This is a genomic window from Microcoleus sp. CAWBG58, assembly GCF_020883045.1.
In the GTDB taxonomy this organism is placed as follows: domain Bacteria; phylum Cyanobacteriota; class Cyanobacteriia; order Cyanobacteriales; family Microcoleaceae; genus Microcoleus.
On the sequence record NZ_JAHRFA010000021.1, the window covers coordinates 74,135 to 98,590 of the forward strand.

General features: G+C 45.4%; 19 protein-coding genes. 12 read left to right on the forward strand and 7 right to left on the reverse strand.

The window, feature by feature from the left end; genetic code table 11:
* The first annotated feature begins 86 nt into the window (after window positions 1-86).
* From QZ918_RS11935 to QZ918_RS11970, 8 genes are all read left to right on the forward strand, one after another.
* The gene (locus tag QZ918_RS11935; protein ID WP_293181486.1) at window positions 87-353 is read left to right on the forward strand and encodes a hypothetical protein; all 267 of its coding nucleotides are present in this window, start codon (window positions 87-89) and stop codon (window positions 351-353) included.
* Window positions 354-509: 156 nt separating this feature from the next.
* On the forward strand, window positions 510-1,757 hold the full coding sequence (locus tag QZ918_RS11940) for an RNA-guided endonuclease InsQ/TnpB family protein (protein ID WP_293147497.1): 1,248 nt from the start codon (window positions 510-512) through the stop codon (window positions 1,755-1,757).
* Between the two features lie 117 nt (window positions 1,758-1,874).
* The gene (locus QZ918_RS11945; protein WP_367275325.1) at window positions 1,875-2,153 is read left to right on the forward strand and encodes a hypothetical protein; all 279 of its coding nucleotides are present in this window, start codon (window positions 1,875-1,877) and stop codon (window positions 2,151-2,153) included.
* A gap of 167 nt (window positions 2,154-2,320) precedes the next feature.
* Window positions 2,321-3,526: an urease accessory protein UreH domain-containing protein gene (locus QZ918_RS11950; RefSeq protein ID WP_293335081.1), complete on the forward strand. Its 1,206-nt coding sequence runs from the start codon at window positions 2,321-2,323 to the stop codon at window positions 3,524-3,526.
* Window positions 3,501-3,971 (forward strand): hypothetical protein, encoded by a 471-nt coding sequence (locus tag QZ918_RS11955; RefSeq protein ID WP_293335084.1) that lies wholly within the window; start codon window positions 3,501-3,503, stop codon window positions 3,969-3,971. The genes QZ918_RS11950 and QZ918_RS11955 overlap by 26 nt, the downstream gene beginning before the upstream one ends.
* 748 nt (window positions 3,972-4,719) lie before the next feature.
* The gene (locus QZ918_RS11960; protein WP_293147504.1) at window positions 4,720-6,162 is read left to right on the forward strand and encodes a cytochrome ubiquinol oxidase subunit I; all 1,443 of its coding nucleotides are present in this window, start codon (window positions 4,720-4,722) and stop codon (window positions 6,160-6,162) included.
* An 8-nt stretch (window positions 6,163-6,170) separates the two neighbouring features.
* On the forward strand, window positions 6,171-7,184 hold the full coding sequence (gene cydB / locus QZ918_RS11965) for a cytochrome d ubiquinol oxidase subunit II (RefSeq protein WP_293147506.1): 1,014 nt from the start codon (window positions 6,171-6,173) through the stop codon (window positions 7,182-7,184).
* Window positions 7,185-7,653: 469 nt separating this feature from the next.
* Window positions 7,654-11,058 (forward strand): PAS domain S-box protein, encoded by a 3,405-nt coding sequence (locus tag QZ918_RS11970; RefSeq protein WP_293335087.1) that lies wholly within the window; start codon window positions 7,654-7,656, stop codon window positions 11,056-11,058.
* A gap of 17 nt (window positions 11,059-11,075) precedes the next feature.
* Here the strand turns inward: QZ918_RS11970 and QZ918_RS11975 are convergent, their stop codons facing one another.
* Together QZ918_RS11975 and QZ918_RS11980 are read right to left on the reverse strand one after the other, a co-directional pair.
* Entirely contained in the window at window positions 11,076-13,298 is a 2,223-nt protein-coding gene (locus QZ918_RS11975; protein ID WP_293335090.1) for a PAS domain-containing sensor histidine kinase, read from the reverse strand.
* A gap of 993 nt (window positions 13,299-14,291) precedes the next feature.
* Entirely contained in the window at window positions 14,292-15,770 is a 1,479-nt protein-coding gene (locus QZ918_RS11980) for a leucyl aminopeptidase (RefSeq protein ID WP_293335093.1), read from the reverse strand.
* Between the two features lie 190 nt (window positions 15,771-15,960).
* On the opposite strand from QZ918_RS11980, the gene QZ918_RS11985 reads away from it, so the two are divergent.
* Window positions 15,961-18,162 (forward strand): lytic transglycosylase domain-containing protein, encoded by a 2,202-nt coding sequence (locus QZ918_RS11985; RefSeq protein WP_293335096.1) that lies wholly within the window; start codon window positions 15,961-15,963, stop codon window positions 18,160-18,162.
* A gap of 401 nt (window positions 18,163-18,563) precedes the next feature.
* Here the strand turns inward: QZ918_RS11985 and QZ918_RS11990 are convergent, their stop codons facing one another.
* A complete protein-coding gene (locus tag QZ918_RS11990; protein WP_293335099.1) occupies window positions 18,564-19,061 on the reverse strand; it encodes a pentapeptide repeat-containing protein in 498 nt (165 codons plus the stop codon).
* A gap of 109 nt (window positions 19,062-19,170) precedes the next feature.
* Between QZ918_RS11990 and QZ918_RS11995 the strand changes: the two genes are divergently transcribed.
* Complete coding sequence (locus QZ918_RS11995) at window positions 19,171-19,536, forward strand: phage holin family protein (protein ID WP_293335117.1); 366 nt, start codon at window positions 19,171-19,173, stop codon at window positions 19,534-19,536.
* Window positions 19,537-19,540: 4 nt separating this feature from the next.
* Here QZ918_RS11995 and QZ918_RS12000 read toward each other — a convergent pair whose 3' ends face one another.
* Window positions 19,541-20,302, reverse strand: coding sequence for a cobalamin biosynthesis protein (locus QZ918_RS12000; protein ID WP_293335102.1), 762 nt, complete (start codon window positions 20,300-20,302; stop codon window positions 19,541-19,543).
* 121 nt (window positions 20,303-20,423) lie between these two features.
* Here QZ918_RS12000 and QZ918_RS12005 point away from each other — a divergent pair, with 121 nt between their 5' ends.
* On the forward strand, window positions 20,424-20,789 hold the full coding sequence (locus QZ918_RS12005) for a hypothetical protein (RefSeq protein WP_293335105.1): 366 nt from the start codon (window positions 20,424-20,426) through the stop codon (window positions 20,787-20,789).
* A gap of 8 nt (window positions 20,790-20,797) precedes the next feature.
* Here QZ918_RS12005 and QZ918_RS12010 read toward each other — a convergent pair whose 3' ends face one another.
* Both QZ918_RS12010 and QZ918_RS12015 read right to left on the reverse strand, forming a co-directional pair.
* Window positions 20,798-21,319, reverse strand: a complete 522-nt coding sequence (locus QZ918_RS12010) for a GNAT family N-acetyltransferase (RefSeq protein ID WP_293147515.1) — start codon at window positions 21,317-21,319, stop codon at window positions 20,798-20,800.
* Between the two features lie 267 nt (window positions 21,320-21,586).
* On the reverse strand, window positions 21,587-22,201 hold the full coding sequence (locus QZ918_RS12015) for a TetR/AcrR family transcriptional regulator (protein WP_293147517.1): 615 nt from the start codon (window positions 22,199-22,201) through the stop codon (window positions 21,587-21,589).
* 271 nt (window positions 22,202-22,472) lie between these two features.
* Between QZ918_RS12015 and QZ918_RS12020 the strand changes: the two genes are divergently transcribed.
* The gene (locus QZ918_RS12020; RefSeq protein WP_293335108.1) at window positions 22,473-24,068 is read left to right on the forward strand and encodes a M16 family metallopeptidase; all 1,596 of its coding nucleotides are present in this window, start codon (window positions 22,473-22,475) and stop codon (window positions 24,066-24,068) included.
* Here QZ918_RS12020 and QZ918_RS12025 read toward each other — a convergent pair.
* On the reverse strand, window positions 24,002-24,456 hold a 455-nt coding region (locus QZ918_RS12025), incomplete at its 5' end, for a YdhT family protein (RefSeq protein ID WP_293335111.1). The genes QZ918_RS12020 and QZ918_RS12025 overlap by 67 nt on opposite strands.

Here is a 24,456-nt window from a genome sequence, read left to right on the forward strand (position 1 = left end):
TAAGATGCACCCTCGATCGCGGGGTAGCTTGCGTCAGTCAGATGGGGTAGAAGTCCTAAGAAAGTAAAAAATTAAGGGCAAAAGGTATGGCTTACAGCGATTTTAGTTTGGCAAGTGTCAAAAAATCTTTAAATTTAACGATTTCGCCCAGACAAGATTTGTTTTCGGCGGTACCTGATTTAAAATGCAGCAATTATTTAACAGAAACTTTAGCTTATAATGTGCCTTTTGCTCTGGCGAGCAATACGGAAAAATCGCGATCGGAAATGATTATTGCGCCGATTTTGCTGGAACTTACCTCGAACAGCAAGAAGGCTCACACTGTACCTGTACGTTTGTCAGTGTCGAGATGAATTGCGCGTGAGTTGAGGAGTGTAGTCTGACCACATTTGAGCGCAGCGAAAACCGGGAAGACTACGACGACGAAACGAGCAAAATATTCTGTTTTTGGTGAAACAATCATCAAAAATGTGTTACTATGAATATGTAAACACGGTAAGGTCGATACCATGTATAGAGCAGTTAAGATGAGAATTTATCCTACAGGCGAGCAAGAATCATATCTAGCTCAATGTTTTGGCAATACTAGATGGTTGTGGAATCATATGCTTAATGCAACAACCACCGCGTACAAAGAAACAGGCAAGGGGCTTTCTAAAGCAGCTATGGATAAGTTGCTTCCGGGACTAAAAAAAGAATTTGAATGGTTGGGACTAGCTTATAGCCAAGTTTTACAACGAGTAACATTCAATCTTTCAAGTGCGTTTGTCAATTTCTTTGAGGGTCGTGCTAAATTCCCTAACTTTAAATCTAAACATGGTAAGCAATCAATTCAATATCCCCAAAATATCAAACTGATGCCAGAGGATTCTGTTATTAAGTTTCCCGGTAATCTGGGGTTAATGAAAACTGTGTTTCACAAACAACTACCTGATGCTAAATTCACGACTGTAACAATATCGAGAAATGCAGACGGCAGGTACTACGCATCTATTCTTTTTAACCAAAATGACAATCCGGTAGTTGCAATTAGGGAAGCTATCGGCGTTGACTTAGGATTGAAGCACTTTGCTATAACTTCCGAAGGCTCAAAATATGACCTACCTAAAAAGCAATTAGCCAAACTAGAAAATAATAAAAAATGCAAACATAAAAAATTAGCTAAAAAGACAGATAAAACTTCTAATAAACGTCGTAAAGCTAGACGAATATTAGCCAAAGTTTCTAGCAAAATAGCTAGAATTCGTGAAGACTTTCTACACAAGCTATCTCGCAAAATAGCCTACGAAAACCAAGTTATTTGTGTAGAAGATTTGGCAGTTAAGAACATGGTAAAAAATCCCAACTTGGCAAAATCGATATCAGACCAAGGATGGGGGATGTTTCAAACCATGCTCAAGTACAAAGCTGAGAAATTTGGTCATACCTACCAAGAAATAGGACGTTTTTTCCCATCTTCTCAACTTTGTAGCGAGACTCTACTACCAATCCCGATGCTACAGAAAGGCTATGATTCATTGGGCGTAAGGTTTGTAGATTGTCCTCACTGCCAGAAACAGCATGATAGAGATATTAATGCTGCAATCAATATTAAAAATGAAGGTTTGCGACTTTTGGAGTTAGGAACTAGCTCTTCTGCCCTTGGAGGGGATGTAAGACCAAAGTTATCAGGACGTAAAAAAGCCATGAAGACCGAGGCAATCCCCAATGAATTGGGAAGCCTACACCCTATCTGTGCTCAGATGGGTGTTGGGTAGTTCACCAGACTGTTTCCCGATCGCATTAGTTTGTTTTCGGGTGTCGATTTTACGGTTGATAGCGACTTGGGATTAAACGGGAGTTGCGATTTTCTGATTAGCCGATAGGTAGAACTTTTGATTCTAAGCGCACCTGCGATTTTAATCGTTGAGGCAAAAAAGGAAAATATTAATGCTGGGTTGGGTGAGTGCGTGGCGGAAATGTATGCAGCGCAACTGTTTAATGAGCGCGAGGGAAATCAGGTATCAAAGATTTATGGAGTGGTGACAACGGGAGAAATTTGGAAGTTTTTGATACTGGAAGGGCAATCAGTTAAAATAGATTTATTAGAGTATTTTTTGAATGAAGTTGATAAAATTTTGGGGATTTTGGCGATCGGCATTCAAAACAGTTGAGAGTTGACCACAATCAAAAGGGTTTGTAGTGAGGACTTTAGTCCTTAGGAATCAAGGACTAAAGTCCTCACTACAAACCAGATCGCGGGTAATTGACCAGACATGACATAAGCAGTAAAAACCAATCTAAAATGTAAAATCTAAAATCTAAAATCCCCTGACTCAAAATGCTAGACATCCTGCTAATTGCAACTTTAGGATTTCTCGGCAGTTTCGGACACTGCGCCGGAATGTGCGGCCCGCTGACAGTGGCTTTTTCCCTGTCAAGTACCGACAAAGATAAATTAGCTTCTTTCCGCTTTCACCTGCTATTAAATGTGGGAAGAATTGTGGCTTATGCTTTAGTTGGCGCTGCAATTGGCGGAGTGGGTTCGGTATTGATTGCAGGCGGGCAAATGGCAGGTATCGGTAGCGGGTGGCGGCGGGCGATCGCCATTATCACCGGTACAATGCTAATTTGGTTTGGATTGGTACAAATTAAACCGGGTTTGCTCCCACGTTTGCCATTGCTGCACCCAGTTTCGCACGATCGCATCAGCAGTGCAATGACCAAGATTTCAACTCAAAACAACTGGTGGATACCGTTAGCTTTGGGTTTGCTTTGGGGTTTAATTCCCTGCGGTTTCCTGTACGGGGCGCAAATCAAAGCGGCAGAAACCGGAAACCCAATTTTGGGTGCGGCAACGATGTTTGCTTTTGGAATGGGCACGCTGCCAACTATGCTGGGAGTGGGATTTTTTGCTGGCAGATTCAGCACCGACAAACGCAGTCAACTGTTTCGTGCGGGCGGTTGGGTGACAGTGGCGATCGGGATCATTACTCTGTTGCGAACCGATGAAATGGTCGATCTGACAGGCCACGCAGCGCTAATATGCTTGATGCTAGCACTGATTGCGCGTCCGCTCAGCAAGTTTTTGCCGCCACTGTTGCGCTACCGTCGGGCTTTGGGTGTCGGTGCGTTTGCGATCGCCCTTGCCCACACGTTTCATATGCTAGATCATACGCTGCAATGGAATTTTGACGCTGTATCTTTTATGCTGCCGCAGCATCAATTAGGGATGGCATTGGGAATGCTGGGACTGCTGTTGATGATACCGGCGGCGGTGACAAGTTGCGATCGCATTCAGAATTATTTAGGGAAGCGGTGGCGGCAAATTCATTTGCTAACAGTACCCGCTTTCTTGCTGTGCGCCCTTCACGCAGCCCTCATCGGTTCCCACTATCTCGGCGGTTTTGAATGGAAGTTGTACGATCGACTGCTGACAGCCGTCTTAGCCGCGGTTGCGGTGTTAGTTTTGTTAGTGCGATCGCGCTTATTTTGGTCAATTTTATCACTGGATAATTTCTATGTTGCACCTGTCAAACAAAAGTAAAACTTTAGGATTGTTAGTCTTCTTGGGATTGCTAGTACAAGCCGGAATATTTCCCATACCGCAGCTAAACACAACTGCGATCGCCCACGAAGTCGAAATCTCGGGAGATGTCGCCGCTACCTTTCACCTAGAACCAAACCACAATCCCCGCGCCGGAGAAACTGCAAAAGTGTGGTTTGCACTGACTCGCAGGGGCGGTCAAATTATCCCCTTAGAGCAGTGCAACTGCCAGCTAGCCGTTTATCCAAAAAATCACAAACAGGGGGATAAACCGCTGATGGAACCGCCTTTAAAAGCCGTATCTGCCGAGCGCTACCAAGGCATTCCCGGAGCAGAAATTGTATTTCCCAAGGCAGGAATCTACGAGTTAAAACTCAGCGGAACGGCGAAAGCATCGGCTAAATTTAAACCCTTTAAAATCAGTTATAAAGTCACCGTTCGCTAATATCCTATCCCCTAAAAAACATCAATCTTGTAGGGGCGGGTTCGCCGAAATAACTGCCAAAAACAAACAATCTCGTAAACCCGCCCCCACCCAACCATAAATTCAAATGTACCTATTTCTTTAAACCCTTTAAAATCAGTGATAAAGTCACCGTTCACCAATAGAATATCCCCTAAAAAACATCAATCTTGTAGGGGCGGGTTCACCGAAATAACTGCCAAAAACAAACAATCTCGTAAACCCGCCCCCACCTCGTAAACCCGCCCCCACCTAACCATAAATTCAAATGTACCTATTTCTTTAAACCCTTTAAAATCAGTTATAAAGTCACCGTTCGCCAATAGAATATCCCCTAAAAAACATCAATCTTGTAGGGGCGGTTTCACCGAAACAACCGCCAAAAACAAACAATCTCGTAAACCCGCCCCCGCCCAACCATAAATTCAAATGTACTAAAATTGTATCCCCGCATCAACAAACATCAATATTGTAAGGGCGGGTTCACCGAAATAACCGCCCCTAACAAACAATCTCAAAAACCCGCCCACCCAACCATAAATTCAAATGTACCTATTTCCCAATAAAAACAACCGATAAATGTATTAAAAAACACAAATCAAATCTGTATAAAACCTTAAAAATTCCCAACCCTACAAAATGTCACGAATTTTTACATTACATTGTAGTTAATGTCAATTCTAAAAATTGTGCAAACTAATCTCTGTTGAACTGACCAAAGGACACAAACATGGATATCTTATCTAACACCGTGGCCCTATCGCGGATGCAATTTGCGCTAACCGCCATATTCCATATGCTGTGGCCGGTTCTCACTACAGGAATGGGAATTTATCTGGTAATTGTTGAGGGAATGTGGCTGAAAACTCGCAACCCAGATTATTACCGTCACGCTCGTTTTTGGTCGCAACTTTATGTCCTAAACTTCGGGATTGGTGTCGCTTCCGGGATTCCGATGGAGTTTCAATTCGGGACAAACTGGGCGCCGTTTTCCGAAGCAGTTGGCGACTTTTTTGGCAGCATTTTAGGGTTTGAAGCTTCCATGGCATTTATGCTGGAAGCAGGCTTTTTAGGGATTATGCTGTTTGGTTGGGGGCGCGTTCACCCGATCGTCCATTATTTCGCTACCATCATGGTAGCCTTCGGCGCAAACCTATCCACAGTCTGGATTTTAGTCGCTAACTCCTGGCTGCAAACTCCCGCCGGCGGAGAAATGATCGACGGCAAGTTTGTTGTCACCGATTACTTCCAAGCAATTATGAACCCCTTCGCATTAAACAGCATTCTACATATGTTTTTTGCGACGTTAGAAACTTCCCTGTTTGTAATTGGTGGAATTAGCGCTTGGTACATTCTAAATAAGCGCAACGAAGCCTTCTTTTCCAAATCTTTAAAGATTGCCATAGCAACGGCGATCGCAGTTGCACCTTTACAGATATTCATCGGACATTTGAGCGCCGAACAAGTCTATCACTATCAGCCGACCAAATTAGCAGCGATCGAAGCTAAATGGGAAACCTCAGCAGCCGGAGAATCAGCCGATTGGACTTTGCTAGCTTTGCCTAATGAAAAAGCCCAAAAAAATGACTGGGAAATTAAAATTCCCAATGGCTTAGGATACGTTCTAGAATTCAAACAAAAACTTTCCGAACCAGTCCTCGGTTTAAAGGAATGGAAACCAGAAGATCGACCCCGGATGGTAGGTTTAATCTACTATTGTTTCCGCATCATGTCCGGGATTGGATTCTTCTTTGTAGGATTGATGCTGTTCAGTACAATTCAGTGGATGCGAGGCAAACTTTCCGCTGAAAATATTAGCAGTCAACCTTGGTTGATGCGCGCTTGGATCTTAGCAGCACCCCTGGGATATATCGCTGTAGAATCGGGTTGGATTGTGCGCTGTGTAGGCAGACAACCCTGGGTTTTATACGGGCAAATTCGCACGGCTGACGGGGTATCAAATATCCCCGCTAGCAATGTTTTAACTTCTCTGAGTTTCTTTGCTGTTATTTACAGCTTTTTGTTTGTTTGCGCCTTGTATTTTGGCAGCCGCATTATCCGCAAAGGCCCGAATTTGAATCTGTCAGTACCTGGTTTAGACAATCAACCTGCGATCGAAACTGAACCCGCAGAACACATTCCCGATCAACGCCCTGTAGAAGCACAACAATAGGAGATTTTATGCAAGCTTTGGAGCATTTTCTCCCGCAAGTCTGGTTCATCATTTTGGGTTTATTTCTTTTGCTCTATGTCATGCTAGACGGCTTTGACTTAGGGGTGGGAATATTATCTTTGACTGCTTCTGATGACGAGCGCCGAGGCATTTTAATGACCAGTCTGGGCAATGTTTGGGATGCTAACGAAACATGGCTGGTTTTAATGGGAGGCGCTTTATTTGGTGCATTTCCTTTGGCTTACGGCACAATTTTAACTGCCTTGTACATACCGATTTGCATGATGCTTTTCGGTTTAATATTTCGGGCTGTAGCCTTTGAATTTCGCGAGCATTCTAACCGCAAGTTGTTTTGGAATTATGCTTTCGGTGCGGGCAGTTTTTTGGCTGCTTTAGCTCAAGGATTTGCCCTCGGTGCGGTGCTTGAAGGCATTGCGGTGGATGAAGCCGGTCATTTTGTGGGGACTACTTGGGATTGGCTGGATTGGCGATCGATCTTGGTGGCTTTGACGCTGGTTCAAGGCTATGTTTTGATTGGTTCCACCTATCTAATTATGAAGACTGAGGGGGAACTGCAAACACATCACTATCGCACGGCTAAAATTGCGGCGGTGACGACGTTAATCGGAGCGATTTTGATTACCGTCGCCACTCCGGTTTTTTATGAAAGTACCAGAGCAAGATTGTTTGAGAAACCGCTAGTTTATGTGTTTGTAGCGATTCCTTTGCTGGGATTGCTATTAGTTGGACTCTTGCTCAGAAGTCTCAATCGCAAAGAAGAACGGACGCCATTTGTCTGGACGATTATGATTTTCTTGCTCAGTTTCATCGGTTTGGGATTGATTGTTTTTCCCTACATTATTCCCACACAACTCACGATTTACCAAGCGGCGGCGGCACCCAGCGCCCTGGTATTTATGATTGTGTTCATCGGCTTTCTGATCCCGATCATGATTTTCTACAACATCTACAACTACGTAGTATTTCGGGGTAAGGTTGCTGGCGGCCATTACGGCGAATAAAGCAGCATAACACTGCAAATCCAAGTAAAGACACCCAAATATCCCCAGATTTAAAATTAATCCGATCTGGGGATATTTGGGTGTCTTTGCTGTTGACAAGTATCGATTTCTGAGCGTCAGGGTTCTGATTTATTAATCAAAAAAATATAAAACTTTTTGTTTTCGCCCGCAAAATTAAGTGAATCTACTTATAAGAATGCTGAAAATTTCTGTATAATTAGTAGAGAAAATGATTTCTATGCTCTTTTTGTCTGGCAACAGTTACAAGTTTTGGCTGTGTTTGCCTAACTATTGTCTCAGGTGCGTCGAGGCGAGATTGTCGCTTTTTTTCAGGATTTAAGGGTGTCCCGGTACGAGGAACCTTACTGTTCTGTGAGTTTTGAGAATTAGTAGAAATAGAGTAACTCGTAAGTTGGTTGGCGATATTACGGAAATACTATGTATTATTTTACACTTGATTTAATAATTTATGTCTGAATTTTTAGACGGCGATCGAGAAATCAATCCCCCATCAGCAGCAGACGATCGCACTTTGATTTGTTTCAGAGAGAGGAAATTGCAGACTATTTGGGAAACTGCCCTAGATGCGATCGCGATCGCCGATGACAAAGGGCGATACCTCGATGTCAACCCCGCCGCCTGCGAATTGTTTGGACTAAAAAGAGAACAACTCCTCGGGCGCTGGATCTGGGAGTTTGCAAAACCAAGCTGGAATTTTCAACAGGTGTGGGAAGAATGTCAGCAACCGGAAAAAGTGCAGGGTGAATTTGAGTTAGTGCGGGCTGATGCAGAGATTCGCACCGTCGAATATGCAATAACGCTCAACTTTTTGCCTCACCGCTACTTGTTAGTCATGCGAGATGTTACAGGGCGCAAACAAGCCGAAACACAAGTCGAAGAACTTACCCGCCAACTCGCCCAAACCCAAGCTCAACTTCGGGAAGCAGGTATCGCACTCGCGATCCCAACTACTCCGGCAGACTCGGATTTTTTAGAACAAATTGCCCGCCACATCCCGGGCGTTATTTATCAGTTTCGGATGGATGCTGATGGTGGTTTCCATTTTCCCTATGCCAGCGGCAAGCTGCAAGAGATTTATGGCATTACCCGAGAACAAGTGCAACAAGATTCGAGTTGTCTTTTCAATAACCTCCATCCTGAAGATTTCGATCGCGTTTATCAATCGATTCTCGATTCTGCCCAACATCAGACACCTTGGTGTTGCGAATACCGGCTGTGTTTTCCCGACGGGCGGTTGCGGTGGTTGCGGGGCGATTCTACACCGCAGCGACAACCCGATGGCAGCACTATTTGGCATGGCTATGTTCGGGACAATACCGAGAGCAAAGCCGCAGAAATTGCCATCAAAACCAGTGAAGAAAAATTTCGCACGATCGTGGAAAATCTCAACGATATGGTTTATATCGTCAATTCCGATACCACCTTCAGCTATGTCAGTCCCCAATTAAAAGAAATCATGGGATATGAAGCAGCAGAAATGTTACATGAGAGTTTTGCTAAGTGGGTTTATCCAGAAGATTTACCAATTTGTAAAAATACTCTCGATCGCTCTTTGCAAGGTGAGAAACTGCGGGGATCTGAGTACCGAGTTTTGCATCGAGATGGCAACTATTACTGGCACTCTGCCAATGTATCCGCGATCGTAAATGACGCTGGAGAATTCGTTGCCTGTTTGGGAATAGCGCGTTACATCCACCCTCAAAAACAAGCACAAATCGCTTTAGAAGAAAGTAACAGCCGCTGGCAGTTGGCTATAGAAGGAGCGGGAGATGGCACTTGGGATTGGAACCTCAAAACCAATGAAGTCATCTTTTCCAGGCAGTGGAAAGCGATGCTGGGCTATGCAGAACACGAAATTGTGAATAATTTAGCAGAGTGGGACGGTCGGGTACATCCAGAGGATAAAGCTCAATGCTATATAGATTTTGCCAAACATTTTCGCGGCGAAACTTCTACCTGTCGCAACGAACACCGCCTGCGCTGCAAAGACGGTTCTTACAAGTGGATTTTAGACCGGGGTCAGGTGGTGGAATGGGACGAAGAATGTGAACCGATGCGGTTTATCGGCACTCATTGCGATATCAGCGATCGCAAAACCGCAGAATTAGAGTTAGCAACATCTCAAGCAGAATTAATCGCACTATTTAACGCCATGCAGGATGTGATTATGGTGCTCGATACAGAGGGACGCTATCTCAAAATATCTCCCAGCTCGGCTCCCTTGTTGTACAAACCTACCGCTCAAATTTTAGGCAAAACTCTTCACGAAGTTTTACCCAAAGAATCAGCAGATTTTTTCCTAGAGTCGATTCAAGAAGCGATCGCCAATCAATGCGTGACGCAGTTGGAATACTCGTTACCAATTGGCGATCGTTCAGTCTGGTTTGATGCCAGGATTTCTCCCATGTCTCAAGAGCAAGTGGTGTTTGTCGCCAGAGATATCACCGATCGCAAACGCCAACAGCTAGCTCTCCGCTTAGTAGTCGAAGGTACGGCGGCAAAAACCGGCGCAGCATTCTTCAAAAGCTGCGTTCAATATCTCGCCCAGGCACTAGAAGTTCGATATGCTTTGATTGCTGAATTTGGTGACTCTGAAAAAACGATCGCCACAACTCTAGCATTTTGGGCGGGAGATGAATTTGGGGATAATTTTACTTACCATCTATCCGAGACACCCTGTCAAAATGTCGAGCGGTGTACCGAGATATGTCGGTATCCCAATCTCTTGCAGTGCTGGTTCCCCAAAGATGATAATTTAGCAAGTTTCCCAGCCCAAAGTTATGCGGGTGTACCGATTGTAGATGCCGCTGGAAATTGTTGGGGATTGCTCGTAGTGATGGATACTGAGCCGATGGTGAAATATCTAGAAATGCAGTCAGCTATCTTGAGAATATTTGCCACCCGTGCGGCTGCGGAAATGGAACGGATGCAGGCGGAAGCAGCAGTGCGTAAATCAGAAATTCAACTGCGGCTGCAAACTGAAGAATTAGAAGCAACCCTGAAAAAGTTGCAGAATACCCAAACTCAGTTAATTCAAGCGGAAAAAATGTCTAGTTTGGGTCAATTAGTCGCCGGAATTGCCCATGAAATTAACAATCCAGTCAGTTTTATTTATGGCAATATTCAACCTGCTACCGATTGTGCGAGCGAGTTAATTCAACTAATTCATCTTTACCGAGAGCATTATCCGATTCCGCCCCAGGCGATTGCCGATTTTATCGAAGATATCGAGCTTGAGTATCTAGAAAATGATTTTTATAAGCTGTTGAAATCGATGAAAACTGGAGCCGCGCGCATCAGCGATATTGTTAAGTCGCTGCGGACTTTTTCGCGGTTGGACGAAGCGGATTTAAAAAGCACAGATATTCACGAGAATCTCGAAAGTACCTTAGTGATTTTACAAAATCGCTTGAACGGTAGGGCGGGAAAACCAGAAATTCATGTCGCCAAATATTATGGTGAAGTACCTCTGGTTGAATGTTATGGCGGTTTGTTAAATCAGGTATTTATGAATTTGCTGGTGAATGCGATCGATGCGATCGAACAAAGGCGAGAAAGCCTAGAACCCAGCGCCAAATTAAATTATATTGGTCGGATCGCGATCGCCACTTCGTTCGCTGCTGACAATCGCGTGTCGATCTCGATTCATGATAACGGTTGCGGGATAACTCCTGAAGTTCAAGAACAAATATTTAATCCCTTTTTTACGACTAAACCGGTGGGTAAAGGTACGGGGATGGGGCTAGCAACTAGCTATCAAATTGTCACGGAAAATCATCGGGGGAAGTTGCGGTGTTTTTCGACACCCGGAGAGGGGACGGAGTTGACGATCGAGTTGCCAACTTGCAAGTAAAATTATCTATAGCTAGTTTATAATGGAAGCTCGATCGCAAATTCCGTCCCTTCGCCCAAAACCGAATGGCAGATCAAGGTTCCGCCGTGTTTTTCCACCACAATTCGGTAACTGATGGCTAAGCCCAAACCGGTGCCTTTCCCCATCGGTTTTGTGGTGAAAAACGGGTCAAATAATTGGTGGCGCACGTCTTCTGTCATGCCGATCGCATTATCGGCAATCCGGATGCAAATAATATTTTCGTTAAGGGCTTCTGTGTGAATGCTAATAGTTGGTTTCCAGTCGCCACTACCCGTTAGCGAAGCCCTCGGAGAGGAACGCTTTTTTTGCTTCCAAGCATCTTCCAAGGCGTCAATACTGTTGCTAAGCAGATTCATGAATACCTGATTTAGCTGACCTGGATAACATTCAATTAAGGGTACTTTCCCGTAATCTTTGATGACTTTAATTTCGGGATATTCGGATCTAGCTCGCAGTTTGTTGTGCAAAATTAGCAGTGTGTTGTCTATGCCTTCATGAAGATTGGCAGGCTGCTTTACCGAGTCGTCTAAACGCGAGAAGTTTCGCAAACTCAGAACTATTTCGCGAATGCGATCTGCTCCCATTTTCATCGAAGAGAATATTTTTAATAAGTCTTCTTTCAGGAATTCTAAATCTATGTTTTCAATATATTCTTGAACTTCTACTTGTGGTTGAGGATAGTGTGTTTGGTACAGTTCCACAAGCTGCAATAAGTCTCTCATATATTGGCTGGCGTAGGAAATATTGCCGTAGATAAAACTCACGGGATTGTTGATTTCGTGGGCGACTCCTGCTACCATTTGACCGAGGCTTGACATTTTTTCGGTATGAATTAGGTGAGCTTGAGTTTCTCGGAGTTCTTTGAGAGCTATTTCTAGCTGCTGGGCTCTGTTGTTGGCGATCGCCTCGGAGAGTCGCAAAGCATCCTCGGCCGCTTTGCGCTCTGTCACGTCGAAAATGGCGCCGTTGAGGGATAAAATTTGACCGTCTGGATTGAAAATAGCTTGACCTTTTTCTGCAACCCACCGCAGGTTTCCGTTGCTGTGAATCAGGCGATATTCGATCGCGTAAGGTTGTCTTGTCTTAATCGCCCGATCGACAATTTTATCGATCTGCCCCACGTCATCGCCATGAACTATACTAGCAAAAGCTTGCACGGGTTTTTCCATAAAGTTATCTGCCGGATAGCCGGAAATAGCTTCTATGCCGCTGCTGATAAAAGTTAAGCTCGATCGCCCCGCAGCACTGCAACGGTAAACTGCGCCGGGAATATTGGAAACTAAGGATCTAAATTCTTGTTCCCTTTCCCGCAAAGCTGCCTCAATCCGCTTGCGATCGCTAATGTCGCGCGCAAAGGCACACTGATATTCTTGGCCGTTAAATTGCCAATGGTCGATCGTAATTTCTACTGGAAAAATGCGACCGTATTTAGTGATGTGGTGAACTTCTATATTAACGGAACCGCACCTTTTTAAGACTTTCCAGTGCAAATTCCAAGCAGTTTCGGGAAAATCGGGATTGATGTCGTGCACAGTTAGATCGAGCAATTCTGTGGCAGAATATCCCAACGAACTGCAAGCGGCGTCGTTGACGTACAAAAATTTACCGTCCGCTCCGATCCAGAATACCGCATCTGCCGATCGGTCGAGCGCAAATTGAGCCAATTGCAACTTTTCCTCAATCCGGTGGCGATCGGCGATTTCTTTTTGCAACAGTTCGCTTAACGAACTGAGAGTTAAAGTGCGATCGACAATATCGTCTGTTGGTGGTTTTGCCAATTCTGCTGTCTGTGTATCATCTTGCTGCGGATTTTGTGCTAACTGTTTTAACGGCTGTTGTGGAAGATCTTCTGTGAGATTTAAGTCAGATTCGGTAAATGCTTTCGGCATCAGGGCGATCGCGAATGCGGCTAAGAGCAAAGAAATCACACCACTTGCAGCTTTGAGATCTACCGACAGCCAATCAATGGAATGCCAAAGCGCCCAAACTTGCGTTAATTGAGCAGCACCGCAGCCCAAAAAACCAACAGCAAATAGCCGTCCAATCTTGCTGTGAGAACTTTGGCGCGTAAAATAAACCAAAGATAGCGCCAGAGAGCAATAAGCGAGTGCCGTCAGCGAGTCAAAAACAGCGTACAGTCGCAACTGGGCCAGCCCGTCGCAGCCAAGTGCGGAAGATGCAGGCAGTGTTGCATAAAAAAATGTTAATAATTCTTGCATAAATTTCAAGAAAAAAGTTATTTGCAGCAATCCAAATCCATCAAATATAATTATTTGATTTCGGTGGCTGAAAAATATTTACATAATTATATACTTTTTTCATTTTTTAGGAAACAGCTATTTTTGCATGGAATGTCAAAACTGTGTAGCTTCGGCTGACAGTTGACAGTTGACAGTTGCCCTGTGATAGTTGACAGTTGACGGTTTAAACAATACCGATGCAACCGGAAACGATATCAAAGGGTGGTAATGGGGAAAAAGGCAATTGGTAGTTCCTGTAAGCTGACTGAAGTTTCTGGGAGTAAAAATAATCGCGCGCAGTGTTTCCGATCCCTGGTGCTTCTAGAATAATTTTCGATATAGCGGTTTTCAGAAAGATAAGGTATGTTGTTGGGCTTTAGCCCTGTGAGTTTAGTAGTTATATGAGCTGTCAGTTATACCTCATCTTTTTGAGAAAGGCTATAAATTATGTACCGAAATGCTTCGCCCTTGCCTAAATGAGATGAACGCAAATACGTAGTTGCGAACTTAGCGCTTTTTGTTTAGATCGTGAAGAGCGCCCAAGCGCAACTACGTACCTAGGATGATAATCAATAATAGCGCTTTTTGCTGAGATTGTTAAGAGCGCCCAAGCGCAACTACGTACCTAGGATGACAATAAATAATAGCACTTTTTGCTGGGATTGTTAAGAGCGCCCAAGCGCAACTACGTACCTAGGATGATAATCAATAATAGCGCTTTTTGCTGGGATTGTTAAGAGCGCCCAAGCGCAACTACGTACCTAAGATGATAATAAATAATAGCGCTTTTTGCTGAGATTATGAAGAGCGCTGAAGCGCAACTACGTACCTAAGACGACAACCAAACGGCCCTGACTTCCTCCCCGAAATTGCGGGGAGGGAGTTACAAATTCACAAATGATTTAGGATTGCTATGACCCAGATTGCCAGCAGCAAAAATATCTATTTTTGCGCTGGCAAATCCACAGTTAATTAAGCACCACCAAGCACCAAATGCACCAGAGTCCGAACGCCAAAACCAGTTGCTCCAGCGCCGTTATAGCCGTTTTCCTTGTCGCTCCAAACTGGGCCAGCAATATCTAAATGCGCCCAAGGAGTGTCCTTAACAAACTGCTTCAAAAATAGCGCCGCCGTAATCGAACCGCCGTAACGAGGCCCTGTGTTTTTCATGTCAGCGTGCAAAGCCTTCAAGCCATCAAAATACTTTTCTTCCATCGGCATTCGCCAAAACTTTTCGCCTGCCAATTCTGAGGCGGCGACTATTTCGGCGGCGACGCTATCTTGAGGACTCCACAAACCGGCGATATCTTCGCCCAAAGCAATGACGCAGGCGCCAGTTAGAGTGGCTAAATCGACAATTACGTCAACTCCCAACTTGTCAGCAAATACCAAAGCATCAGCGAGGGTTAAACGACCTTCGGCGTCGGTATTATTGACTTCAATTGTTTTGCCGTTGGAAGCTGTGAGAATGTCTCCAGGGCGCATGGCGTGGCCGCTGATCATGTTTTCGGTGACGGCGCTGATAAAGTGAACTTCGACATCTGGTTTGATGTGTCCGATCGCCTTTGCGGCTCCCAAGGTAGCAGCGGCACCGCCCATATCTATTTTCATCATTTCAATACCGCTGCCGGCTCCTTTGATGTTCAAACCGCCGGAATCAAAGGTTAATCCTTTGCCGACGATCGCAATTTTGCGCCGCGGTGTGCCTGCGGGTTTGTAAGTCAGGTGGATGAATTTCGGCGGCAAGTCGGATGCTTTGGCAACCCCGAGAAAGGCTCCCATGCCTAGTTTTTCGCACTCTTCTTGCTCTAATATTTCTAATTCTAAACCGCATTCTGCTGCTAGACTTTGAGCGGTTTCGGCCATGGTAATCGGGGTGACATAATTGGCCGGCGCTGCGACTAATTCCCGTGCTAAAATAACTCCGGCTGTGATTTGGCGAGCGCGGGCGATCGCACTTTCGGTACCGGCGAAACCGAGTAAATGAATTTGTTCTACTTGCGGGCTTTTCTCGTCGGGTTCCGATTTGAAACGGTTGTCTTGATTCAGGGAGAGCTCTACACCTTCGGCGATCGCACTTGCTGTTACATCCGGCGCGTTTTGCCACACTGGAAGGCTAATTCCGAGGGTTTTGCATTTCTCCTTTTTGGCTAACTTGGCGCACGCGCCCGCAGCTTGCCGCACTGTGTCTAATTTTAAGTCTGGGGCTTTCCCCAAACCGACGATCGCAATTTTGCGAATTGGACTGTTGCCGCCGACACGGGCGATCGCACTCTGGCCCGCTTTGCCCTTAAAATCTACTTCCTGAATCAGCTCTTTCAACGTGCCTGCAAGCTTTTCATCTAATTGCGCCAAGTCGCCGGCGATCTCCAAAGCGTCCTCAAATAGACCAATTGCCAGGGCATCTCCCGTCCAAGCAGAGGGGAGCGTATCGGTGACTAGAAATTCCATGTTTTGATTTACAGTTTAGATTTTAGATTTTTGATTGTACTTTGTCCTTGCTGGTTTGTCGTTTTTCCTTCGTTCTAGTAAATAAATCTATCGCCTAAATTCTCCGCTACAGATCTAAATGAATTCTGGTACGATATCAGCCAAGTCCGCTGGCGATCGATTTTCTATTGTTATTTTATTAAATTTTCCCATGCTAAAGCGACGAAAAACCCGAGTTTCTGTTTTAATTGGCGTTTCAGTTTGCATAATGGCGATCGCCTCTGTGGTTGGTGCGGCGAAATGGATGGGTGTGGGCCCCTTCCAGAAGGCTCAGCGGGCAAGAGATGCAGCCAATTCCCCATCGTCCGTCAAAACGCTGGTATCCCTGTCACCGAATGAGCGATCGGCAAAATTGGTAGAGCTCGCCGCCAGTCAGCCTGCAAGTACCAACCCACAGCAGGAAATCTCCCCTCAAAGCCGCGCCCGCTACTTGCTTGCCAGCGATTTAATCCAGCAAGGAAATGCCGCCAAAGCATTAAAATTACTGGAAAACTTAGAGCAAGAATATCCACTTTTAGCTGCTCAAATTGCCCTCAAACGCGCGCAAGCTTACGAATTAAGCGGCGACAAAGGCAAAGCAGAAAAAGCTTGGAAAGAACTGCTTAAAAACTATGCAAGCGATCCAGTATCTGCCGAATCTTTGTATGTTTTAGGCAAGTCGAAACCAGAATATTGGAAGCAAGCAGTTACTGAATTTCCCGCCCATCCGCGCAGTGTAGAAATAGCCCGGAAGAAGTTAAAAGAAAATCCCAATCAGCCCGAGTTAATGCTGTTAGTAGCAAAGCACGGCCATTATCTTAAAGATTACGGTACATTATTAGAACAACTGGTGCAGCAAAACAGCGCTAGTTTGAAACCGGAAGATTGGGAAGAAATTGCCTTTGGCTATTGGGAAAAACAGGATTACGGCAAAGGAGCGATTGCTTATGGAAAAGCGCCCCGCACGGGTAAAAATCTTTACCGCAAAGCTCGCGGTTTGTGGCTAGACGGCAAAATCCCGGAATCGAGAATTGCCTATCAAGAATTAGTGCGAGATTTCCCGGATGCCGAAGATACTGGTATGGGTTTAATCCGCCTGTCACGGCTGAGCGAGCCCAAGGATGCGATCGCCTATCTCGATCGCGCGATCGGCAAATTTCCCAATGATGCCCCCGAAGCTTTGCTAGATAAATCCAAACTTCTCGACAAAGCAGGCAGCGGTGAATCCGCCTCACAAACCCGCAAGTTGCTATTGACAAAATACAACAATTCTGATAAAGCAGCCGAATTGCGTTGGGCGATCGCGCAACAGTATGCCAAAGCCGGAGATTTAAAATCAGCTTGGCAGTGGGCGAGGGAATTAACCACCCACAATCCCGACAGCGAACAAGCACCAGAAGCAGCATTTTGGGTCGGGAAATGGGCTATGCAGCTCGGCCGCGAACAGGATGCCAAGACATCCTTCGAGTACACCATTGTACGCTATCCAGAATCATATTTCGCATGGCGATCGGCAGTATTTCTCGGCTGGCCAGTAGGCGACTTTACCACAGTCCGAGACTTATCTCCCAAGGTAGTACAACAGCCTCAGCGCCCCGAACCAACCGCCGGATCTCCTGCATTAAAAGAACTGTATCAATTAGGTCAAGATAGAGATGCTTGGACGTTGTGGCAAATAGAATTTACCAACCGCGTCGAACCAAGTGTTGCCGAACAGTTTACCGACGGTTTAATGCGAATTGGAGTCGGAGACAATTTAGACGGTTTGTGGATGATTGGAAGTTTGCGCCAGCGCGAAAAACCAGATGATAAAACTGAATATTTGGCTCTCAGACAGCAGCCCGCTTATTGGCAAGCACTTTATCCCTTTCCTTACCTAGAAACCATTGTCAAATGGTCGCAAGAACGCCAAATAAATCCAGTATTAGTAACAGCCTTGATTCGCCAAGAATCTCGGTTTATGCCCAAAATTAAATCAGTAGTTGGGGCGACAGGTTTAATGCAAGTAATGCCGGAGACAGGAAGTTGGGTGGCTGAGAAAATCAGCCTCAAAAAGTATTCCTTGGAGGATGTAGACGACAATGTTAAACTCGGAACTTGGTATTTGGATCACACTCACGACGAGTACAAGAATAATTCGATGTTAGCTGTGGCGAGTTACAATGCAGGGCCGAATGCGGTAGCAGATTGGTTGAAGAGGTTTAGTTTTAGCGATCCGGATGCTTTTGCGGAAAAGATTCCGTTTCCTGAAACAAAAGGATACGTGAAATCGGTATTTGAGAATTACTGGAATTATCTGCGGATTTACAATCCAGAAGTTAATCAGTTAATGGCTGAACATTATGAGGCTGCTCAGAAAAAAGTCAAGCCTTAGTAATTCTTAGCTGTCAGAAACAGGCTTTCCGGCCTGTTTCACAATCAAATTAATTAGGTACGTTGTTGGGCTTCAGCCCTCTTTAGGCGTATATCTTAAAGAGGGCTAAATCCCAACAACGTACCTTCTGTATAAAAATAGGTACGTAGTTGGGCTTCAGCCCTCTGTAGGCGTATATCTTAAAGAGGGCTAAAGCCCAACAACGTACCTTCTGCAGGGCTATTTCATTCTTTGTAGGGGCAATCCCACGCCAGGTTGCCCCAATTCCTGAAATGCTTGCAAATCATCGATAAGGAGGGTAGGCACGGGGGCACTACCCCTACAAAACCCTGGTTTCCCTGAGAATGAAATAGCCCTGGTACCTTCTGTTCCAAAAATTGAAATTATGGGATTAAAACAAATCAGCGGCATCCCAAAGAATCGCGAGTGGAAATCCCAGTTTGAGAATTAATGCCGCTGGCTTTGCTGCACAATTCTTTAACTTGTGCGCCATCCATAATTGCATCAGTAAAATCAGCACCCGTGATATCAGCTTCATCAAAAGTAGAACGCAACAAAATTGTTTCCACTAAAATTGCATCGCTTAAATCAGCCTTAGTAAATTTAATTTGATCGATCATGGCATTAGTTAAATTTGCGCCGTGCAAATTCGCTTCAGTCATCACCGAAGCGCTCATAATTGCTCCCCGCAAATCGGCATTAGAAAAATTAGTTAAGTCCATATTAGCGTTAGAAAACTCAGCGGCGCGCAGCGTTTGGCCAGAAAAATCGCGTCTGGTTAGTTCGGCATTGCTAAAGGACAGCGGCGGTGGATAATATTTAGATTGAGCTTGGGCTGCGCGGGGCAGGATGAAGATGGTGAGTGCCAATAGAAATGCTGCTAGTTGCCGGATTTTCATAAATCTGATGTCGTCGCAAGGTGGGTATTTGGTAGTGTATCCCGAACTTTGGTCGATCGCCCAAACAGCTACAATCTTAATTAAGAGTGATGGAGATGAAAAAAACGATATGGTAAGTTTTTTCTTAACTTGGATAGTAGCGGCCGTTTCGCTGGTGATTACCGCTAACATTGTACCGGGTATTGCGGTGACGAGCTTTCCAGCGGCGATGCTGGCTGCTGTGGTTATCGGATTTGTGAATGCGGTTGTCAGGCCGATTATTACATTGCTGACGCTGCCTTTGAGCATTCTGAGTTTAGGTTTGTTTTTGTTTGTGGTGAATGCGATTTCGCTTTCCTTGGCTTCGTGGTTGGCGGGTGCTTTCAGTATCGGCTTTGCGATTAACGGTTTTTGGCCTGCTTTGTTCGGTGCAATTGTGTTGTCGTTGGTTTCTGGGCTAATTGGTCGATTTGTGAATGTCGGTGTCGAGCAGTAAGATATTATCCTGGATAGTCGATCGGGCAAACTGCAACCGCCACTGTAACAGAGCCTAGCATTTTGTGCGATCGCAAGACTTGTTTCGGAACTAAGAGCGGATGCGAACCGCACATAAACGCAGATAAACCCAGATGATTCATGGATATCTGCGTTTTTTGGTGTTGGTGCGCGGTGACAATTTGGGCGATCGCGCAAAGTGCAGCGGCTTCTGCTACGCTGGGCGTGCCGACTGCTGTTGCTGCAACATCTGAAGGATTGGGGACTTCAACGGAACTTAAAACTTTAGCAGAAAAGGTTTTTAACTGCCAGTTTCGCGATCGACAAAGTTCCAGCAAGCCGATTTCTCCTGATTTAGCGTCTATTGTAGCAATACCTGCGATCGCACTTTCCGCTAAATGATAACTGCGACAGACACTTTGAATCGCAGTTTCGATTAATTCTCGCGAAGTTCCAGCTTTGCAACCTATCCCTACCCACAACACTCTCGGATGCCACTGAACCTTTGGCAAAACCGATTCCGGCGCAAATCTTCTCTGAGTAAAACTAATCCAAATTCGCCCTTTGATAGGTGATAGATTTTCCCCATCCCAAGACAAACAATGTTTTTCCGGCAGACTGTTTCGCCACAAAGTCGAACCAACTTCTTGAATTACTTCTACAGTTTCCCCTCTCTCCATCGCAGCGGCAACTTTCGTCCAGTCGCCTGTCCCGCGATTCCAACTCCTGGGAATGTCTAGCATCTCTAAAGTAAATTCATCGCTCATTATTCAATTATCTATTCCGTAGTTTCACTGAGACTGCAATCTTAAATTTTTTTTAACACTCTTTGTTGATTTTTTTTGTATAATAACTTTAGCACAAACTGCAAACAATTAAACATTTAATATGGTAGAACTGAACCAATTACTGTTAGAGTTTGAAAGCAACCTCACATGGGAATCAGTGACGCAAGAATGGAAAGAACGTCGCGACAGTTGGGTGAGTGACGTGCAAGCAGCAGTCGATCCGTCACAGTTAGCAGAATTTCTAGTTGAATTGGAATCAGACATCGAGTGGGAAGCGGTGCAAAATCAATGGAAACGGCGCCGGGAAAGTTGGGTAGAAGAATGTCAAGCAGCATCGACTCTTGAAGAAGTATCAAGTTTATTGCTGGAACTAGAAAGCAATACAACTTGGGAAGCATTTATTGATGAATGGCAGGAAAATCGGGATAATTGGGCACGGCAAATGTACGAGTTTAACGATGAGTAATAATTTACTCAATCAAAATCTATTTTCATAGTCAATGATGTCCCGGCTGTGCGGTTAATTATCTCGCTTCCCTCAATTACTTTAAATCCCGATCGCTCGTACAAATTCAGGGCCTGATTTGAGCTTCTGACACTCAAGGATACCGCTGGATAAGATGCTTTGGCTGCTGGCAACAAATGAGCCAGCAATTGAGTTCCTACACCCTGATTTGTGTATTCTGGAAGAACCGCGATCGCCAATTCCGGGATAGTATCGTCAATCCAGCCAAACCCCCTGTCATCCCCTGCAAACAAACGCAGCCACGCCGCTCCTACTGGCTGGCTGCTGTTCAATTCAATTGCTAGGAAGCCCATATCGCCTGCACGTCCCCAATGCTTGACATATTTCGCAATTAAAGGATGATTCACAACAGCTTCCACCGTTGATTCGCCTTCTTCTGCCATGTGCGCCGCTTCATAGAGCATTTGCCACAGAAAAGGCTCGTCTTCCTGCATTAAGGGCCGAATAGAATAGTCTAAGATTTTGTCCATAAGGTAGAAGAAAGTTCAGCAAAGGATGCGCTCCACGGATTTAACGAATGTGTTGAAGAATAAAGAAGGAAAAAACGCGAACTATAGCCTTTCTCAAAAAGATGAGGTATGACTGGCATCAGTATAACCGCTTAGACGTATAGGGCCCAAGCCCAACAACGTCCGCGAATCTTTCTGAGAACCGCTATACTAATGACTAATGATTAATGACGCTCGCGCTAATGACAACTAACAACTAACCACTGACAACTAAACACTGACAACTGACTAATCCTTAACCAAAACTCCATTCAGAAAAATATCTGCCAATCCTTCCGCCATTTCCTGCATTTCCTGCGGGGAAGCATTCGGCTCCATAATTGTATTTTGACTGAAACCGGCGACGGCAAACATTCCCAAAAATACCTGAGCGACAATCTTTGGATTCATCTTCCGATAAACTCCTTTTTCCATCGCCGTTTCAAAAAAAGCCTCAGCCACAATACTCATTTTTCCGATGACTTCCAACTGAATTTTGTCGCGCAAATCGGGATGAAACTGCGCCTCCAAAAAACATACCCGCATCATATCGCTATTCTCGCGGATATTTAGCATCCGCCTCCGCATCACTTGAGCCACTGCTTTGTAACTACCCATCTCGCTCAATTCCGTCAGCAAATCTGTCAGTATTTCCACCCATCCTTCCGTCGCCACCTCAACCAAAATCGCTTTTTTATTATCAAAATGCCGAAATAACGTACCCTCCGCCACCCCCGCCGCCGCTGCTAAATCCCGAGTTGTCGTACCGTCGTATCCGCTGCGGGCAAATAACCGCTGAGCTGCTTGTAAAATTCGCTTCTTGGTTTCTGTTTCTGAAGGAGGAGACTGATTAAAAATTCGCATGGCTTTGGAATCGGTAATTGGCGATTTAGAACTGGGGGTTTCGGACGGGCGGGCGAAATAATGTTAAGTTTTAAGTAGTGCGCGACTTTAATTCCAAACTCAAAACTCCTTGCCTGACCCTAGACCCTTTTTGAGATTTGCTGTATCAGCCTAACATCTGCGGCGCAACAGATCGCTTATGCGTCAAAAAATCTTTATCCTTAAACAAGAATCTCTTGTATTCGGCACAAACCTCTGGTTTGACAATCCAAAATCTAAAATCTAAAATCGAATGATCCCGCACTTCCAAAAACCACGCGCGGCGAAGCGATCCCTTAGGGAATCGCCCAAACCCAAAACTCGATTCATTGCCTCCCTACTCGCCGCTGTAGTGCTGTGGTGGGGAATTTCCCCCGAAATCGCCCTCGCTCGCGAGAACCCCGCTAGCGGCTCGCAATTAGTGTCTGTGCAACCGTCGCTCGATCGCGTAATCAAGCAAGTCACCGAATTTAAGCTCGACAATGGCATGACATTCGTGGTGCTCGAAAGGCCCAGATCCCCGGTAGCATCGTTTCTGATTCACGCCGATGTGGGAGGCGCCAACGAACCAGAGGGCCAAACCGGAGTCGCCCACTACCTGGAACATTTAGCTTTTAAAGGTACGCCAAAAATCGGCACTACCGACTACAAAGCCGAAAAGCCGCTGCTAGAAAAACAAGATAAACTCTTCGAGCAAATGCAAGCAGCGAAGGCGATCGGCAAAACTGAAGATATCGCCAAATTCAAAGCAGAATTTGACAAGGTTGAATCCGAAGCTTTGCAATTTGTCAAGCGCAATGAATTCGGTAAAATTGTCGAACAAGCAGGCGGAGTTGGACTAAATGCTGCTACTTCCATCGACTCGACTATGTATTTTTACAGTCTGCCAGCTAACAAGTTAGAACTGTGGATGTCGTTGGAATCCGAGCGTTTTTTAGAGCCTGTTTTTCGGGAATTTTACAAGGAAAAACAGGTAATTTTAGAAGAGCGGAGGCTGCGAACCGAGAATTCGGCGATCGGGCAAATGGTAGAAGTTTTTGCTGACAAAGCTTTCTCTGTTCATCCTTACCGTCGTCCGGTGATTGGCTACACTGAAGACATTAAGAACCTCACGCGCAGCCAGGTGCAGAATTTTTTCGACAGCCACTACATCCCCAGCAAGCTGACTGTGGCGGTGGTAGGAGACGTGAAAGCTGCGGAGGTGAAGCGTCTCGCTCAAATTTATTTCGGTCGCTACAAGGCGAAACCAGCGCCTCCTGAATTGCAAATTGTGGAGCCTCCGCAAACACAAACGAAGGAAGTGACGCTGAAGTTAAAAACTCAACCTTGGTATTTGGAAGGATACCACAGGCCGGCGATGAATCATCCCGACAATGCGGTTTATGAAATCATTGGTTCTTTGCTCAGCAGCGGCCGCACTTCTCGGCTTTATAAGTCTTTGGTTGAACAACAGCAATTGGCGCTAGCTGCTCAAGGTTTTAGCGGTTATCCGGGGGAAAAGTACCCGAATTTGATGTTGTTTTACGCTCAAACTGCTCCGGGTAAAACGGTTGATGAGGTGGCGGTAGCTTTGAGCAAGGAAATCGATCGCCTAAAAACTGATCCGGTGTCTGCTTTGGAGTTGGAACGGGTGAAAACTCAGGCGAGGGCGGGTTTGTTGCGATCGCTCAATTCTAATATGGGGATGGCATTTTCGCTGCTGGACTATCAAGTGAAAACTGGTTCGTGGAAAAATCTGTTCAAGCAATTGGATGCGATCGCTGCTGTTGCTCCCGCTGACATTCAGCGAGTAGCTAAGGCAACTTTCCGCCCGGAAAATCGCACGATTGGTAAGCTTTTGTCGCTGTAAGAAGAAGCCTCGATTTGGACTCGGCGGTTGAAACCGCAGCTACAAAAACGAAGTCTGCCTCCGCAGACTAAGACTCGGCGGTTGAAACCGCAGCTACAAAAACGAAGTCTGCCTCCGCAGACTAAGACTCGGCGGTTGAAACCGCAGCTACACAAACGAAGTCTGCCTCCGCAGACTAAGACTCGGCGGTTGAAACCGCAGCTACACAAACGAAGTCTGCCTCCGCAGACTAAGACTCGGCGGTTGAAACCGCAGCTACACAAACGAAGTCTGCCTCCGCAGACTAAGACTCGGCGGTTGAAACCGCAGCTACAAAAACGAAGTCTGCCTCCGCAGACTAAGACTCGGCGGTTGAAACCGCAGCTACAAAAACGAAGTCTGCCTCCGC